The organism is Pseudomonas sp. NFXW11, from assembly GCF_049887815.1.
In the GTDB taxonomy this organism is placed as follows: domain Bacteria; phylum Pseudomonadota; class Gammaproteobacteria; order Pseudomonadales; family Pseudomonadaceae; genus Aquipseudomonas.
In genome coordinates this window covers 84,285-100,062 of record NZ_JAGEKI010000016.1, presented here as the reverse complement: position 1 = coordinate 100,062, position 15,778 = coordinate 84,285, and the positions used below count along the sequence as shown (strand labels likewise).

At 55.1% G+C, this 15,778-nt stretch carries 9 protein-coding genes, 1 tRNA gene and 3 pseudogenes; 9 read left to right on the top strand and 4 right to left on the bottom strand.

What is annotated here, in order from left to right:
• Positions 1-228 precede the first annotated feature (228 nt).
• Positions 229-302: transfer RNA gene (locus J4P02_RS23010), tRNA-Cys, on the top strand.
• A gap of 152 nt (positions 303-454) precedes the next feature.
• Here J4P02_RS23010 and J4P02_RS23005 read toward each other — a convergent pair.
• On the bottom strand, positions 455-898 hold the full coding sequence (locus tag J4P02_RS23005) for a hypothetical protein (protein ID WP_426194549.1): 444 nt from the start codon (positions 896-898) through the stop codon (positions 455-457).
• 206 nt (positions 899-1,104) lie between these two features.
• On the opposite strand from J4P02_RS23005, the pseudogene J4P02_RS23000 reads away from it, so the two are divergent.
• The 4 genes and pseudogenes from J4P02_RS23000 to J4P02_RS22985 form a co-directional block, all read left to right on the top strand.
• Positions 1,105-1,311 (top strand): annotated as a pseudogene (locus J4P02_RS23000) (tail protein X).
• Between the two features lie 60 nt (positions 1,312-1,371).
• On the top strand, positions 1,372-1,968 hold the full coding sequence (locus tag J4P02_RS22995) for a hypothetical protein (RefSeq protein ID WP_426194547.1): 597 nt from the start codon (positions 1,372-1,374) through the stop codon (positions 1,966-1,968).
• Between the two features lie 540 nt (positions 1,969-2,508).
• A pseudogene (locus tag J4P02_RS22990) lies at positions 2,509-2,691 on the top strand (phage late control D family protein); the annotation flags it as partial.
• Between the two features lie 27 nt (positions 2,692-2,718).
• A pseudogene (locus tag J4P02_RS22985) lies at positions 2,719-3,138 on the top strand (glycoside hydrolase family 19 protein); the annotation flags it as partial.
• A 205-nt stretch (positions 3,139-3,343) separates the two neighbouring features.
• Here the strand turns inward: J4P02_RS22985 and istB are convergent.
• The 3 genes from istB to J4P02_RS22970 all read right to left on the bottom strand — a co-directional run bounded on the left by istB (position 3,344) and on the right by J4P02_RS22970 (position 6,033).
• Positions 3,344-4,078, bottom strand: coding sequence for an IS21-like element helper ATPase IstB (gene istB, locus J4P02_RS22980; protein WP_426194545.1), 735 nt, complete (start codon positions 4,076-4,078; stop codon positions 3,344-3,346).
• Positions 4,072-5,631 carry an IS21 family transposase gene (gene istA / locus J4P02_RS22975; protein WP_426194543.1) on the bottom strand — a complete coding sequence of 520 codons (1,560 nt, stop codon included), beginning with the start codon at positions 5,629-5,631 and terminating at the stop codon, positions 4,072-4,074. The genes istB and istA overlap by 7 nt, the downstream gene beginning before the upstream one ends.
• A 219-nt stretch (positions 5,632-5,850) precedes the next feature.
• Positions 5,851-6,033: a helix-turn-helix domain-containing protein gene (locus J4P02_RS22970; protein WP_426194541.1), complete on the bottom strand. Its 183-nt coding sequence runs from the start codon at positions 6,031-6,033 to the stop codon at positions 5,851-5,853.
• Positions 6,034-6,132: 99 nt separating this feature from the next.
• On the opposite strand from J4P02_RS22970, the gene J4P02_RS22965 reads away from it, so the two are divergent.
• From J4P02_RS22965 to avs1b, 4 genes are all read left to right on the top strand, one after another.
• Positions 6,133-7,182 (top strand): hypothetical protein, encoded by a 1,050-nt coding sequence (locus tag J4P02_RS22965; RefSeq protein WP_426194539.1) that lies wholly within the window; start codon positions 6,133-6,135, stop codon positions 7,180-7,182.
• A 152-nt stretch (positions 7,183-7,334) separates the two neighbouring features.
• Positions 7,335-8,495 (top strand): IS30 family transposase, encoded by a 1,161-nt coding sequence (locus J4P02_RS22960; RefSeq protein WP_426194537.1) that lies wholly within the window; start codon positions 7,335-7,337, stop codon positions 8,493-8,495.
• A gap of 296 nt (positions 8,496-8,791) precedes the next feature.
• The gene (gene avs1a, locus J4P02_RS22955; protein ID WP_426194535.1) at positions 8,792-9,979 is read left to right on the top strand and encodes an AVAST type 1 anti-phage system MBL fold metallo-hydrolase Avs1a; all 1,188 of its coding nucleotides are present in this window, start codon (positions 8,792-8,794) and stop codon (positions 9,977-9,979) included.
• A complete protein-coding gene (gene avs1b, locus J4P02_RS22950; protein WP_426194533.1) occupies positions 9,969-15,773 on the top strand; it encodes an AVAST type 1 anti-phage system protease Avs1b in 5,805 nt (1,934 codons plus the stop codon). Before avs1a ends, avs1b begins: the two co-directional genes overlap by 11 nt.
• The last annotated feature ends 5 nt before the right edge of the window (positions 15,774-15,778 follow it).

Genomic DNA, 15,778 nt, shown 5'->3' with positions numbered 1-15,778 from the left:
ATTTCGAGACGGTTTTCCCCGATCCGGAAACCTGTAGATACAGCCCGGTAGAAAAAATCTCGAATAGGAGTTGCCAGGAATGGAAAACACGTCCATAATTGCGACCATTCCTCAGCGAGGAAACGGAAAAACTCTTTAGAAATCAAAGAGTTACGTGATGAAGTTGATCTCGGAAGCCGTTCCAGTTTGTACGTGTGCAGTGTTGTTTTTCAGGCATTGGACATTTGGGGCCGAGTAGCAAAATGGTTATGCAGCGGATTGCAAATCCGCCTACGCCGGTTCGATTCCGACCTCGGCCTCCACCCTTGAAAACCCCGTAGATTAACGTCTACGGGGTTTTTTATTGCCTGCTTGAAAGGACTGGCGTAGCAAAACTTTCCTAGTGGGGACTTCGGCGGGCGGCTTGCTCTACACGTCCGCCGGCGTTCCCAGCTGTGTTCTTGCGTAGAGGCGGTCAGGCCCCACTCTCGGGCAATGCTGAATGCGTGAGAGAGAGGGTGATTTCTCGATTGGCCCGGACCTTGGCGGTTCTGGCATCGCGGTATTGGGCTATTACCTGGGGGAGCGATTCGATAGGCGCGTTTTCAAAGGTTCTCCTGAGCTCCTTGCGGTTGTCCGACTGAGTGCGGATCGATTTGCCGGGGATGATCTCTTTTTCGTAGCGGTCGAATACGCAGTTCATCAGGTGGTTGGGCTTGGGTGGCAGTCTGCGTTCAAGCCTGGCCCATTCCATCTTGGCCTGATCATGGTCGGTGCCTAGCGGGATTTCCTTGCGTTTGCCAGCGGCGTCCCAGCCGTCGTAGTAGTACGCCGTCCAAATATGGCCGTTCTTGCCCTTTCTGACACGGTGCGCCTTGCGCGGCGGCAGATCGCGGTTGGCTGTGGTTTTCTTGCGCACGGGTCAGCTCACATTCGCGAGGTTAAGGCGACCAGGCTTCAGTCACAGCATTAGCGGCAGAGGGTTTAACCCCGGTTAACTTCATTCTGGTGTAAACCCGGCCCACGATTGGGCTCCGGGCACCGGTCAGAAGAAACTCCCAATGGTGGCTGGTCAGCTAGGGGGCATCCCTCGTAGACGAGGTTTTTCAATGGAGTTTGTGAGCTATGGCGACGACATGCAGAGCGTCTGATGGGGGATCTGCTCGACACCCTGTGTCACCAGTATTACGGGCACCTGAATGGCAGTGTCGAAGCGGTGCTCGATGTCAACCAAGGGCTGGCCGATGAGCTCCAGTCATTCCGGGCTCGGGGCTGATCATGCTGCCGGAGTTGCCTGCCATAACCGAGGTCGTGGTGCCGTTGTGGGATTAGAGTGAATGCTTTGATAGCATTCGGCCGCCTATTTTTAGTATTACGCAGGGATGTGACTGAATGAATAAGAAAATGCTCGTAGGGCTATTGGTTGGGACTGGGATGTTGGGTGTGGCGCAGGCCGCCCCGGAAGGGGTCCGTATCAAAAATAAAAGTAATATCGAGTTTGTCGTGGTTGGGAATAACGCTGATGTTTTAGCACAGCATGACGCTAAACGTGTTGATGCTCGTAAGTATGTGGAAAAATTAAAGCAAGCGATCACGGAAATTCTGGAAATGAAGAAGCTGCCTGAGGGCCCTGCACTTCCGGCGCAACACAAAAAGATTGTCGCTTTAATGAAAGAGGGGGAGGTTTTTGGCCCGTTTTTAGGGCCCCTGGATAAATGCCGTAGAGCGGGTATCGACACGAACTCGTTCTGGGCCGTAATGTCTGGAGGTAACGACAGTTCGACTCCTGACGAGGCGTTAACCAAAGTCAGTGAAAGAATCCACGAGTGTGAGGTTGAGATCAAAAGTCCACCCACGTCAAAAGTTTCACTTGCCGGACCAGTTGATCAAACTAAACCTCCGTTCAAGGGGTGCTTGAGGGTTCTGGAGCTCGGTGACGAGCTTGATTATATTGAATGGACCTGTCCTGCGGCGTCTATTGATTCGTGAGTTAAACTTCTTGGTACCGAGCTGCAGGCGATAGGCTTGGGGTGCAAGAGTTTAGGGCGCTTTAAGAGTTAATTAGTTGCGTAACTGGAGATATAATTTCTATGGAGAGAGTTAGCGAAATCCGGCTTATACAGCGGGGTTTCTGGAAGGAGCTGGATTATCGGTCGAGCTGGCTTATATTCGGGGTGATAGGCTGTGTTTTTCTGACTTTCATTCCTGTTTTCGGCTGGCTGATAGCTTTCAGTGTGTTCTTGATAGTGCTTTGGAAGATATTTGGCTTTAGAGAAAAGAAGTTGGTAGGTGATTGTCCAGTCTGTGCTCAGGCGCTGTGCATTGAGCCCAAGGCAGAGGATATAGATTGCCCCGTTTGCCTAAGCTATCTTCAGGTCACTGATAGTCATTTGATTTTTGAGACCGACTGAACACTTGTGTTCGATATGCAATGTGAGCCCCGCCTTTGAGCGGGGCTTTGTCGTTTATGGGGGGCATATGACTCCAAGCTTTCGGATTGTTGCGGACGGTCGCGACATCGCGGCCTTGATCAATGCCCAGGGCTTCAAGGTCGGCCTCGATGGCGAGTACCTGGTGGACTCAATCGAGCAGGTGTTTACCCAGTCGGGATGGAGCACTACGGTCGAGTGCAACGGTGGCAAGAAGGGCAAGGCGAAAGCCAAGGGCAAGAAAAAGAAAGCAACCAAGCCGCTCAGGGTCGAGCAGCTCTAAATCCCATCACCACTGGAGAAATCACGCATGACCATTACCGCGCAGCAGCTGCTGCAGATACTCCCCAACGCCGGCGCTAAAGCCGGCGTTTTTGTTCCTGCTCTCAACGCGACCATGAGCAAGTACGCGATCATCACCCGGCTGCGGATGGCAGCGTTCATTGCGCAGATCGGCCACGAGTCCGGCCAGCTGCAGTGGGTCCGTGAACTGGGCGGCGATCAGTATCTGAGCAAGTACGACACCGGCACCCTGGCCAAGCACCTGGGCAATACCCCCGAAGCGGATGGCGACGGCCAGAAGTACCGGGGGCGGGGGCTGATTCAGATCATGGGTCGGGCGAACTATGAAGCCTGTAGCGAGGCGTTGTTCTGCGATTCGCGACTGCTTAACACCCCGGAGCTGCTGGAGAGCCCGATTTATGCCGCGCTGTCGGCCGGCTGGTTCTGGCTGTAGGGGCTTGTGATTCTGACACTTTATTCCGAAGATCCTGACCCACTCGCGCTGGTGATTCTGACCCAGCCACTCCAGCGGTTGTGCCCCTCTACGCTGACGATGCTGACCCACCACCCAAGCGCTAAACTGTCTGCTCCCCCTCACGACAGGTCACCGCAATTAAATGACGAAGGGGCCATCGCCCCTTCGTTATCGATGATTACGTCTTGGCAGCTTGTTTACGCAGTGAGTCGCCCTTGAGTCCTATTCGGTGTGACCGGTGGACGATACGATCGAGGATGGCCTCGGCCAGCGTGGCGTCGTTGAACATGCTGTGCCAGTGCTCAGTAGGGAATTGGCTGGTAATGATGAGCGAGCCTGTCTGCATCCGCTGATCGACAATATCCAGCAAGGTATATCCCACCGTGGGCTCCACCGGTGCCAACCCGAAATCATCGAGGATAAGCAGGTGAGCTTTGCTCAAGGCTGTTCGGTACTTAGGTAGAGAGCCGTCACCAATGGCGATTTGCAGCTCTTCATAAAGTTTCGATGCGCTTTTATAGATCACAGAGTAGCCCTGTCGGCAGGCCTGGCTGCCAAATGCGCAGGCGAGCCAACTCTTACCTGTGCCGGTGGCTCCGGTCAGCAGCAGGTTCTGTTGCTGAGCGATCCAGGAGCATCCCGCCAGACCGGCGATCACTTGCTTATCCAGGCCGCGACTGCTGCGGTAATCCAGATCCTCCAGGTGCGCGGCATAACGCAGTTTCGCCTGCTTCAGTAGTCGAGACAGCTTGCGGTTCTCGCGCTCGCTGAGTTCACGATCCACCATCAGGCCTAAGCGATCATCGAAGGGGAGTTCCTGCATGCGCGGCTGCTCAAACTGATCGCGGTAGGCCTTGGCCATGCCGGACAACTGCAGTTGCTGGAGCTTGCTTTGGGTCTGCTGATTCAGCATGTCGAGCGATCCTTTTCATCAGCAAAGTAGTGGGCACCACGCAGGTTCTCGTGAGCGGGTGTTGAGCTGGGCAGAGCTTTCAGACCAGGACGCTTGTCGGGCTGCTCGCGCAAGATGGATTGCAGGCTTTTCAGGGCGAAGGTATTAATGGTCAGCGCATAGGCACAGGCCTCCTCCAGTCGGGCATCGCCATGTAAACGAGCCTCTTTACGCAAAGCGCTGGCAGCCTTGTACCCGTTGGCCACATCGGTACGTTCGGTCAGGTGATATTGCAGGTGACGTAGCAGCGCAGGCCCGACCCTTTCGCCCCAGGCGAGCAATGCGGCGGGCTCACTCTCGGCGTAATACTGGTGGTTGAGCGGCCTGTGCTCCGGCTGCATGCTGATTCCAGAGACATACTGCCGGGGATGACTGCTGACACGCAGATGGTTGTGGAAGACCTCCACGACCTCGCCCGTAGCGCGCACATCCACTTGCTGCTGCACCAATCGGCTCGGTACGGAATAGTGGTGGTTGTCGTACTCCACTAGATAATCACTGCGCACCCGTACCTTGAAACGCCAATCTGCATGCTCATAGGCATGGGTTGGCAGTGGCTGGAGAGCAGGCTGCTCCCCCTCAACGAACAGACTGTGCCGGCTGCAACCAGGCTGTCGCTTGAATGGGCGCTGATTGAATGCCGGTAGCAATTCCAAGATGGCCTGATTGAGTTCTGTCAGGCTGAAGAAGTGACGGTGACGCAGGGCTGCCAGCAGCCAGCGCTGAACCAGTTTCACTCCGGCCTCCACCTTGCCTTTGTCTTTGGGTTTACGCGGGCGGGCCGGCAAAATGATGGTCTGGTAATGCTGGGCCAGTTGCTGGTAGATCAGGTTGAGCTGAACCTCATTCTTGCCATGCTTGATCACGGCCGCTTTGAGATTGTCGGGAATAAGCAGGCGGGGTACACCTGCGAAGAAATTGAAGGCCTGCACATGGCAGTGCATCCAGTCTTCAATCCGTTGACTCCAGACGGCACAGGCGAAGGTGTAGCTGGAGTAACCCAGCACTCCGACAAAGATTTGCGCCATCCGAGGTTCTGATTGACCGTCCAGATAGACCGGCATGGTCTTGCCTGAGAAATCCAAAAAGAGCTTGTCGCCAGGCTGATGCAACTGACGCATTGCCAATGGCTGCTGCTGTAGGAAGCGGCGATAGCTGGACGTGAATTGCGAATAGGCTATGCCGCCTGGCTCGGTAGCCCGCCATTCACGCCATAGCAGTTCCAAGGTGACGCTGGGGTTGCGCATCTCCGCATGCACCCAGTTCCAGTCGGGGCAAGCTTTCAAGCGAAAGCCGCTGAATGGCTTGATCCCCAAATGATCATAAAGCTGTTCGTCACTCCACTCGGCAAGCTGGCCCAAGTCCAGATCAATGCTCTCCAAGTGGCGTTGTAAGCGCTTGAGGCTGTTGCGTGAAAGCCCAGTGCTATGAGCAATTTCGCGCGTTGATAAACTTGTACCATAGTGCAAGCGCACTGCTTCGCGCAGGAGGCGCGGTTCAATCCGGACTCTCATCCATACTCCTTCGTACCCCGTGAGTGGGGCGCTGAACGGCAGGCAATACCTGCCCCTCGGCCTTGACAGCCGATAGAAGGACGCTGAGAATTCACAAGCGTTGAAGGTGCTTATGTCATCTAGAAAAAGGCTTGGAGTTGCTGCTTCGGGCCTTTTTTGCGTCCACAGTTTTTGTTTACCTGTACGACCTAATCGATAACCTGACTCCCTCTGTGAAGCTCAACTGCTGCGGTGATTCGATACGCCAGCCTGGGCTGCAAGCCACCGCTCTACCTCCTGCTTGAGAAATAAACGGCGGCGGCCGACACGGAACGATGGAGGCATCGGCAAGCCCATGCTCAGCCGGTTGCGCGCCGTATGCTCAGAAATCCTGAGAATCTGGCTCACCTCGATGAGTGTCATCGTTTCCACCGTTATCCCCTTGCCTGAGCTGTAATATCCCGATGCCGCATGCTAGGGACTAGGCAGATGCTTAACTACTAGCCAGATTGGACACTTGATTTGCCTCTTTACCTAGACGATGAATTTCTCAGCTCGCTCGCTTACGAGGAGGTAGCTGTTGCCCTCTGGGCGATTCGGCTGCACGCCGCTGATGAAGCAGTGACGCCTACTATCGCGCTGCGACTGATCAGGCAGTATCTGCAACCCCTGATCCCTCCCGAGCACTGCCATTTGCTTTATAAGCAGCGGGCACCGACGTGGAACGGCATTTGGGGGATTTACGCTTCGCTGGGATTTGCTGTTTGCGAGACCAACGACCATCGTTTGCTTGAGGTGACGAAGGCTGTGCAGTTAATACATGCCCACACCACGCTTCCTCCAAGGGAATACATCTTCCCTACAGTCATCGAGGTGACGTACTTCCTTAGCATGTGTGCGCAATTGCAAATCCCGGCTCAGGGTATGATTCGTGCAGAAGACGGATCCCAAATTGACCTTTTCAGCTTTTGCAATTTGTGCTGGCGACAACCACTGACAGGAAGAAAGCTCTGTGCACACCATGCACCGAATGCTCCGCTTCAGGACGAAGTCGGAACGCAGGCAGCTGCCGCGCGCTACAAGTCAGGTGTTCGCCAGAGAGAACGGTTCGATAAGGAAGTAAATCGCATCCTGACCAAGGAAGTGACCGAGTTCCATGAAGGGCTCTTCACGCCCGTCGTGCTGTTCCCCGAACAGGATAGAGTTATCTGGCTGACCGAACGCCGTCCTCTGCTGTGGCGATTGCTTGGTGAGCGGCAGCAAGAACTCAACGATGGAAACGCAGTTAGCATGCTGCTTGATCTACTGCACAGCCCTGACGGACTGCCGCCCAAGGCATGTCAGATTTACCGACAAATCAATCGGCACCTGCAGGGCCATCCGCTTCTGATTTGGCCAATGCTCATACGGGCCGAGGGGTGGTACCGATGTCGAGAAAAAGTGCGGGGGCAATGGGGCGGTAAACGCTCTGGTGCAGGGCGTCCCGTGCAACTAGCCACAGAACCGCCAGCTACCTCCCAGATGCCGGCTAAAACTGGACGCAGGTCACGGTTACGCGACCATGAACCCTGATGAAATGCTGGTAGGTCTTCACATCTGATCATCCCTAATGAGAGCGTTCGCTTTGGGTCTAAATCGCCCCCTCGCGACCGGCAGCAATCGGCTGTGGATTCAACCGGTGGACGCAACGGTCTAAAGGTAACCCAGTAAGAGGAGTGTTTCTTATGAAGCAACGGCCTCGGATCTACTACACCGAAACGCAGAAGGCCCTGATGTGGGATCGTTGGCGTGCGGGAGACTCTCTCCAAACCATTGCCCGGCTGTTTGATCGCAATCACTCTTCGATCCAGCAGATTTTGGCGGAAACTGGCGGCATTCGACCTGCTCCGCGACGTCGTTCCCGCTTGGCACTCAGCAACTCGGAGCGTGAAGAAATATCGCGATCGTTGGTTGCTGGGCGTTCCATTCGAAGTATTGCGGGCACGCTTGGACGGGCACCATCTACCATTAGCCGTGAGATCAAGCGAAATGGCGATTTAAAGTCTTACAGGGCCAATATTGCGGATCAGGCTGCGTGGGATCGTGCTCGCCGCCCGAAGCTGTGCAAGCTAGCGATGAACCCGGTCATTGCGCAAATCGTCGCCAGCAAGCTGAGATTGCTGTGGTCTCCTGAACAAATAGCGGGTTGGCTGAAGCGCGAATATCCCGACGACATGAGCAATCACGTGTCACACGAAACGATCTATCGAACTCTCTATATTCAGGCCCGCGGGGCTCTCAAGAAGGAGCTTTTGGCGCATCTGAGGCGTTCCCGAGCTATGCGTAGATCGAGGCATCACACGCAAAAAACGGATAATCACGGCAAGATAATCGACACCGTTTCAATCAGTGAGCGTCCCGCGTCGATCGCAGACCGGGCAGTCCCTGGGCATTGGGAAGGTGATCTGCTGTTCAGTAGCAAGAACAGCCAGATCGCAACGCTAGTCGAACGGCAGACGCGCTACGTTATGCTGGTTAAAGTCGCCAGCAAAGACACGGTCTCAGTCGTAGGCGCGCTGATCGAAAATGCCCGTCTGCTCCCTCACGAACTCTATAAAACATTGACTTGGGACAGAGGGAAAGAGGTGGCGGCACATGCTCGGTTTACGCTGGCCACAGATATCCAGGTGTACTTCTGCGACCCTCAAAACCCTTGGCAACGAGGGACCAATGAAAATACCAATGGCCTCCTGAGACAGTATTTTCCGAAAGGTATCGACATCTCAATCTACTCGCAGGAGCAGCTCAACGATGTAGCCAGGATGCTGAATCAACGTCCACGAGAGACACTAAACTATGAGACGCCAGCTCAGAGATTCAGCCAATGTGTTGCGTCCACCGGTTGAATCCACAGCCAAAAGCAGACGCTCAAAAGCATCTACGAAAGCAGGGACGATTCAGGGGGGATAGACGTCACTGAGTGCCGTTCACTACAAGAAGGGACGCTATTCCTACGCAGGAGCCAGGCCCAGCATCACCGGAATTTCTCCGGCCTTTTCTAAAATGATCGCTTCGCCCGCAATCAGTGGATATCCTGCTTCCGGCTAGCCCCTGCAAGGAATAAGGTGTCACGCTTTGTGCAGCAAATGTGCCCTGAGCAGCAAAAGGAGTTGCGTGCCGCTAATCCGGTCAATGCAGTCGCATGATTAAACTGAAAATGTACCCCGCCAAGAACGGCGACGCGTTTCTGATCAACGCAAATGATCAGTACATACTGATCGATGCCGGCTATGCCTCTACGTACGCTACTTATATCGCGGAGGAGTTGGCTGAGCTGGCGGTGCGGGGAGAGTCCCTCAAACTGGTGGTTTGCACGCATATCGACGCAGATCACATTGGAGGCTTGCAGGCGCTGTTCACCGCCAACAGTGGCCCCCAACGCCGATTGATTGAGATTGACGCGGTTTGGCATAACAGCCTTCGGTCATTGCCAAGCACGCCCGACCAGCTTAGTTCGCCTGCTAATGCTGGCGTGCTTGAGGCCATCAAGCGCCGCGGCTTCCCTGTGCCGTCAGGGCTTGCCCCGAACCCTATCGGGGCTGCGCAAGGAAGCTCCTTGGCCAAGCTCCTGAGGACACATGGTTACCTTTGGAATCATGGTGATGGTTCCTGCTCTATCGACAGCAACTGTGCTACCTACTCGTTACCCAGCCAGGTACGACTTGATGTTCTAGGGCCAACTCTCGAGCGGCTGGAAGCACTTCGAGCACTATGGTTGAGGGTAATTCGCCGGCTGGGTTACAGAGGCAAGCCGGTTAGTGATGACCTGGTTGATGATGCATACGAGATGTTGTGTAGCCATTCAGCGCAACAGCCCACTGTGCCGAGCGTTCGGCCCATTTCTGCGCGCCGCGATCTCACGCTTGCCGAAGTTTATTCCCCGGATACTTCAGTGGCCAACGGCAGCTCTATTGCCTTGATTCTCAGCGCTGGGTTGGCGCGTGTGCTGTTGCTGGGTGATGCATGGGCAGAGGATGTGTACGCCGAATTGAAACGGCGTAGCCCGGACGCCGAGCAGCTAATTTTCAGTGCCATCAAAATCGCCCATCATGGAAGCATTCATAACACTAGCCCAGCGCTTCTCACGCTAATTGATGCGCCTTGCTACCTCATTTCCACCAATGGTTTACGGCACGCACACCCAGATTTTGAGGTTCTGGCAGCGATCGTTGATCGGCCAGCGGACTTTGAGCGCAAGCTCTATTTCAATTACGAAACTGAGGCCGTCCAACGGATGCGGAGCTATTCGTCGAAAGCTGGGGCTCGGTTCAGTGTTCATGTCGTCAACGATGAATGGATTCAACTAGGAGACGTCAACTGTGACGGATGAAGCAGTCAAACAAGCGACATGCAGGGTGACCAATGTCCATGAAGTGGGCACCGGTTGGCTCGTCACCCCCACACTCGTACTAACCGCTTTTCACTGTGTTGACGCGGCTGTTGAATCAGGTGATGCCCTTACAGTTCAATTCAGTACTGGAGCGGCCGCGGCGCAGTACACCGCTGAGCTTCATGCCCAAGCTGAAGGACTGGACGTTTGCTTACTGCGCTTGCCTGAAGCTGTTCAAGTCGAGCCTCTCACGATTAATACCAAGCTCCCTCGGCCAGGCGAGAAATGGTCCGCTTTTGGCTATGCCGTACACAAACTCGACCTAGGACACGCCCTCAATGGTCTGATCCAGCAAACGTTGGATGAGCTCACTCACGGCGTGGATCTGGATCTCACGGTAAGCCCAGAAACTCATCTTACGAATTATAGCGGTCTCTCCGGAGCGGCCCTTGTGGTCGACGGGGAGTGCCGTGGGCTGTTACGGGTTAGTCTCGATACTGCCGTCGGTGCCATCAGTGCGTTCCAGCTGCGCTCGTTTCTTGAAACCAATGGAGTTCTGAACAAGGTCGAAGAGGACGTAACGCCTGGCGAGCTCTTTGGCACACGTCCGGAGTTTGATCAGCTGTTTGAAGAGCGCCTGACCTCACTTCAGCAAGGGTATCTGCTCCTGGAAGGGGCGCATGGCATCGGTAAGTCGACCTTTTGCAAACAGTATGAGCCTGTCAGTGAATCGGTCGAAGTCTTAGGGGTGTATGCGCTCTCTGAGCGCGGACGGGGGATTACACCCGCGCATCAGGCCCAGCCAGAGGTGTTCTATGACTGGGTCAATACGCTATGGTCGAACGAGGTCAGTGGGAAACCGGCTCGTTTACAGGAGCTCTCATATCCGGAGCTAATCCGGGCCAGCCATAAGCGAATCCATGACCTGGCCAAACGTTGCGCAGCGGCTGGTAAAGTTGGGTTGATCTTCATCGACGGCCTGAATGAAGCCACCGGCGCAGGATCTGAGGCTATTCAACGTCTAGTGGCGCTACTCCCGCCATCTGTGCCCAGCGGATTGATTATCGTAGTCACTGGTGCAGGCCTCACTGCCCATGCCGGGAGCATTGGCCCCGTGTTGCAGGCGGCCGTACGGTTGACGCTCCCTGCTCTGGAGGCGGATGTCCAAAAAGAGCTATGCATAGACCTGCTAGACCAGGAGCTGGTGACCTCAAGTCTCGTTTCACTGTTGTGTGACCGGGCGAAGGGGCATCCGCTGTACCTGCGTTACTTAGCAGACCTGGCTAACAACGGTGCCAGCGAAGCCGAGATCGCCCAAATGCCGGCGTTCAGCGGCAGTATTCGGGACTACTACGAAAGCTTGTGGGGGCAGCTACTGCCTGACCAAGACGCGATCAATCTGTTGGGCATATTGGCCCGGCTGCGCTGGGGAGTTCCTACCAAAGACCTCACCGTGATGCTGCAACCGGCAGAGAGCGCAGTCTATGTCCCTACACTCACCCGGATCCGTCATCTTCTCTCTGAAGCGGACAGCACTGAGATTTACCACTCCTCGTTCTCGGAGTTTATCGAGTACAAAACCTCGACAATAAATGAATCGCTGCATGAGCGCTTGGCAGCATTCTGCTGCTTGGCACAAAGCGGCGACTATGGGCAGTTGAATCGGGTGTATCACGGGTTGCTGGGTGGCGCCGACGCGCAGTTGCAAGCGATCAAACAATGCCAGCAGGCCTGGGTGGACACCTCAGTGATACTCGGGGCTGTGCCAGATGTGCTGCTCGGAGATATTGAAGCGACGCTCGCCTCAGCGACGCGGATCGGTTCTGCTCAGGATACGATTCGCTTGCTGCTGTTGTCGCAGCGCCTGACTTTCCGCTACGGGATCTTGTTTGCTCAAGCGGCAGAGCGAGTTGCTCAAGCCTTGTGTGCGCTGGGCCAAACTGACCAGGCTCTGCGTCATGTGATCCGTAACGGGCGCCTGATCGCCTCTCCGTTTGAGGCCTATGCTGTCGCCCATGTCTTGATTCGGATGGGCAACGCTGAACAAGCGCTACTGCTTCTGGATAAAGTCCAACTGTCTCTGGATTCAGTTTTCGAGCAGTTTGCAGCGACAGGAAGCATCGAGTCCGGTCTGCTTCTCCGAACCATAATGAAACGTCTTCATGGCTTTGCTCTGGAGCACGCAGCTGGTGGAACACCACCGGTAGCCCGGGTATTAGCGGCGGCAATACGGCAGATTAGATCTGCCCCTGAAGTTTTTGGCGAGGGCGATTCAGCTGACATTGTCTCCAGCCTGGTCGGTAGCTTTTATGGGGCCAGATTATGCTTAAGCGGAGTGTATACCCCCGTTGCACAACTGCCTCTTGCTGCTGCTCCAGCGGATTCGCTCCTGTCAATTTTGCTCGGCATCCTTACCCATGCTCAGGCAAGTACGCAGATTCATCAGATGCGTTTGCCTTCGTCTGTAGTTGCGTTGCTGCTGAAGGATCTCGAAGAGGTCAGTGAGCGTCTCGAGCAACCCGCTGAATTGAGATTTGTCGTGCTCAACACGCTAATCGAGACCGGAGCGTCATTGGACTTGATACGTAGGTGTGGAGGGGCCGATGTTGCTCAACCACCGCCACTCGTTATGTATTCATCCAATCGAGCGCAGCCGGATATCCAAGGCTTCCAGGATTCGTATGAGCTCTGGCGGGCTGCCGCCTTCTTTGATGAAAACCTGGCGCAACCGACAATTACCCCTGATCCAAACAACGACTGGGAGGCTTGGCTGGTCTCGCTGGCTGCTGCCGTCGCCTGGGCGGACGGTACCGCCCGAAGGGCGAAAGCAAACGCAGATGAAGTGACGCTTGGCCGAGTATGGGCGTTCCTGTCAGATCAGGTATTGCCAGTCACTACTCGTCCTTTGAGCGTTCGTGTCCAGTGGCAAGAGGCTTATGCCATACCGGAGACTATTTTCCCTCTAATATTCCAGCGCTTAGCCCAGCTTTTGCTGGACTGCCTCCCCCAAGAGGCCTGTCGACTTATAAAACTACTGGATAGCGGGTTTGCAGATCAGCTGGGGTTGTACAACGAAGGATTTCGTCTGGTCCTTGCCTTGGTTGTGACGGAGTTCGTAACGGCGGCATTGGAACCTGCGACAGAGGATGCATTGTTCGAGCTTGTGCTCCGTTGGCGCGACTATGTTCAAGCAAACGTGGAAAACCGCTACGAGCTCATTCCTGAGCTGTTGAGCATCGTCCCTTTGCTGGCGCACTTGGACGCACAGGAGGAGGCTGCGAGAACTTACCAGGCGGTATTGCGTTGTTCGATGGGCCCCAGCTGGTACAAGGAGGATCAGCTGTCATTGATGTCCAGCACCTTAGGGGCATTGCCTGCGGACACGCCGGTACCTACTGGCTCGTTAGTACAAATTGCGTCGTACCTGGAGCGTGCTAGCGGTGAGATGACTTTTCAACGCTATGTGCGAGCGGACAAAGGAACCTTCATTGGGCAACTGTGTCGGCGATCGCTTTACAGTCAGGCTGTTGGTTATTTCAAGCATCAAACGTGCGGGACGCTGTCTCAACTGTATGCCCAAGCGATAGCAGGGGGCTTGGACAGAGTCGCACCACTATCTGGTATGCATTTCCCTGGCGGGGCGCTTGAAGAGCAGGCTGCTTTGCTTGCATTGCTGGAGGAAGTTCCGGTCGCTGTTGATTGGAGGCTGCGTTGGGCTCTCCTTGAAGTCTTTTTGAATGGGGATGACCGCCACCTGACGGACTGGGGGAAGCAATTTGCCCACTTGATCGGTTCAATGGCAGAGGGCACCGATGAGCTCGTCTGGGCAGAGCGTCGAATCTGCATCATTTCGCAAGGGATAAATCCGGAGAGCGGCCGCAGTCTGCTGAAGGGCTTGGTGTCCTCCTTACCCGCGACGCACAAGCCCGCTTTTGAGGAGCTATACGCGTCCATAAAGGGACCGGCAGAATTAGACCTCTTTGAGCAGGTTGTGGCTGACTCGGCTCCCTCATCTTCAACTGAAGAGTCGTCTCCGGTCGACTCTGAGACGACGCCAAAAGCCGAGTGGCCTGGTGCAAAGTCCGTTGAGGAAATGCTGCACCACCCGGGAGTGTTCGGAAGCTTGTCGGTTGACGAGCAAGCGCGTCTCGACTTGCAGTCGGCAGTTGCCCTAAAGCGTCGTGGTAATACATCAGCCGCCGTTCAGGCAGCTGTCAACGTATTGCGGACGTTGCAGGAAGGCGGTTGGTCTATCTGGACGAGCAATCACACAGGCTCTCCCGCGGAGGAGATGATACAAGCAGAGATTCAAGAGGCTGACGCTGTAGCAAGGCTCTATGGCCCCCTAGCTTTAGAGGAGCGCCATGCGCCACGTTGGTTGATAGCGTCACACCTGATCGACAAGGTGGCCTGTAAGTTAGACGCGGAGCAGCAAAGCGCCTTACTCGAAATTGCGATCGAACACGTGGGCCATATGGTTGGACAATCCTCAATCCAGGGGTTCGATTACCTAGGAAGCTCCACAGCGAGTGCATCGGAAGCACTATTCGATTTGCTGCTTTGGTCGCTAGATCACCCTTCATGGGAGCGAAGGGATAGCGCTGCAGCGATGTTGCTGTGGTTAGTCGGTCATCGGGATGATTATTTAGCCCAAATGGCTCGGCTCGCGTTTTCCATGCTTCCCCAGAATCAGTCGGATCTCGCTGCCGCAGTCTTGGATATTCTGTCCAGGCGCAAACCTGTGGAGCTATGGGAGCGTCTTGCTTCGCACGTCGCGATTGGGGAGGTTCTAAGCGAGTGTAAGCACGTATCGCGTCTAGCCATTCTTTCTCGGATTGTCGATCGTGCTGCTGGAAAAAATTCCGCCACGGCAAAAGTCGCACAAGAAGCGCTAGATGCAGCTCTTAAGGACGATGGTTCTCAGCTCTCTGTCGAGGAAGTCGAGCCTCCTGAATATTTCCCTCGGGTTCTCCAATCGCAATGGCAGGAACTGGCTAAGCAAGGTTTGGTCACGCCAGCCATGCGGGACAAAGCTGATGAGGCGCTCGCGCTGATCTGCTTGCCTCTAACAACGGACGTTGTGCAGTTGCTGGAAGAACGCGTCGCAGAAAACTTCAGGCAACGAGTGAATTCCCCAACCGGCCGTTGGGCCAATTTGGGGCGCTTTGTACTTAACACCGCCTTACATCGGCCTATGCGCCGAGAGGATCTGTACGCGATCGAGGACGCGCTGCGCATCTATAACCCTAACAGTTGCTCGACACCTAAGAACGGCCAGCAACTACTTTCAGGCCTGATCGCCGCCTTGAAAAATGGATCGCTACAGGGGTTCCGACCAGAAAGTCAGGGTTTGGTATTTCTAGATGTTCAATGCGTAATTGAGCTCAATGGTGCGGCGACCGTCGTTGAGCTGCTTGCTCACCTTCGATCACATGATCCCCGGCAGCCCCCTTATCAATCCTATGTGGGGTTCACAGCCAACCAAGTCGCCCCAGAATCTCCTGACGGGCAGATGGCAATTTGTGTTCGAGCTGAGCCTACATCGGCGTATTTCGCATCGCTCACACCCGCCGTGCCATCGCGTAAATTCCTCCAGCTTATTGGTGGCAGCGAGTCTGCCACTGTTCGATATCACTGGCTTGATGGCAGCACCGTTACCAGAGGGGAAAACAGTCGTCGTGGCGAGGCCGTGATGCTTGCTATTCACAGAGGTGCATTGACGCTTCCACGTGGCTGGAATCTCGGGTGGGAGCTTCGACTGAACGGCCGTACCATGGCGACTATGGGCAGTTGAAAATA

What these genes read in the sequence shown, in the direction of transcription:
- J4P02_RS22970 (WP_426194541.1), bottom strand. Translation starts at nt 6,033, where the DNA reads ATGACACTCATCGAGGTGAGCCAGATTCTCAGGATTTCTGAGCATACG.
- J4P02_RS22960 (WP_426194537.1), top strand. Translation starts at nt 7,335, where the DNA reads ATGAAGCAACGGCCTCGGATCTACTACACCGAAACGCAGAAGGCCCTG.
- istB (WP_426194545.1), bottom strand. Translation starts at nt 4,078, where the DNA reads ATGCTGAATCAGCAGACCCAAAGCAAGCTCCAGCAACTGCAGTTGTCC.
- istA (WP_426194543.1), bottom strand. Translation starts at nt 5,631, where the DNA reads ATGAGAGTCCGGATTGAACCGCGCCTCCTGCGCGAAGCAGTGCGCTTG.
- J4P02_RS22995 (WP_426194547.1), top strand. Translation starts at nt 1,372, where the DNA reads ATGAATAAGAAAATGCTCGTAGGGCTATTGGTTGGGACTGGGATGTTG.
- avs1a (WP_426194535.1), top strand. Translation starts at nt 8,792, where the DNA reads ATGATTAAACTGAAAATGTACCCCGCCAAGAACGGCGACGCGTTTCTG.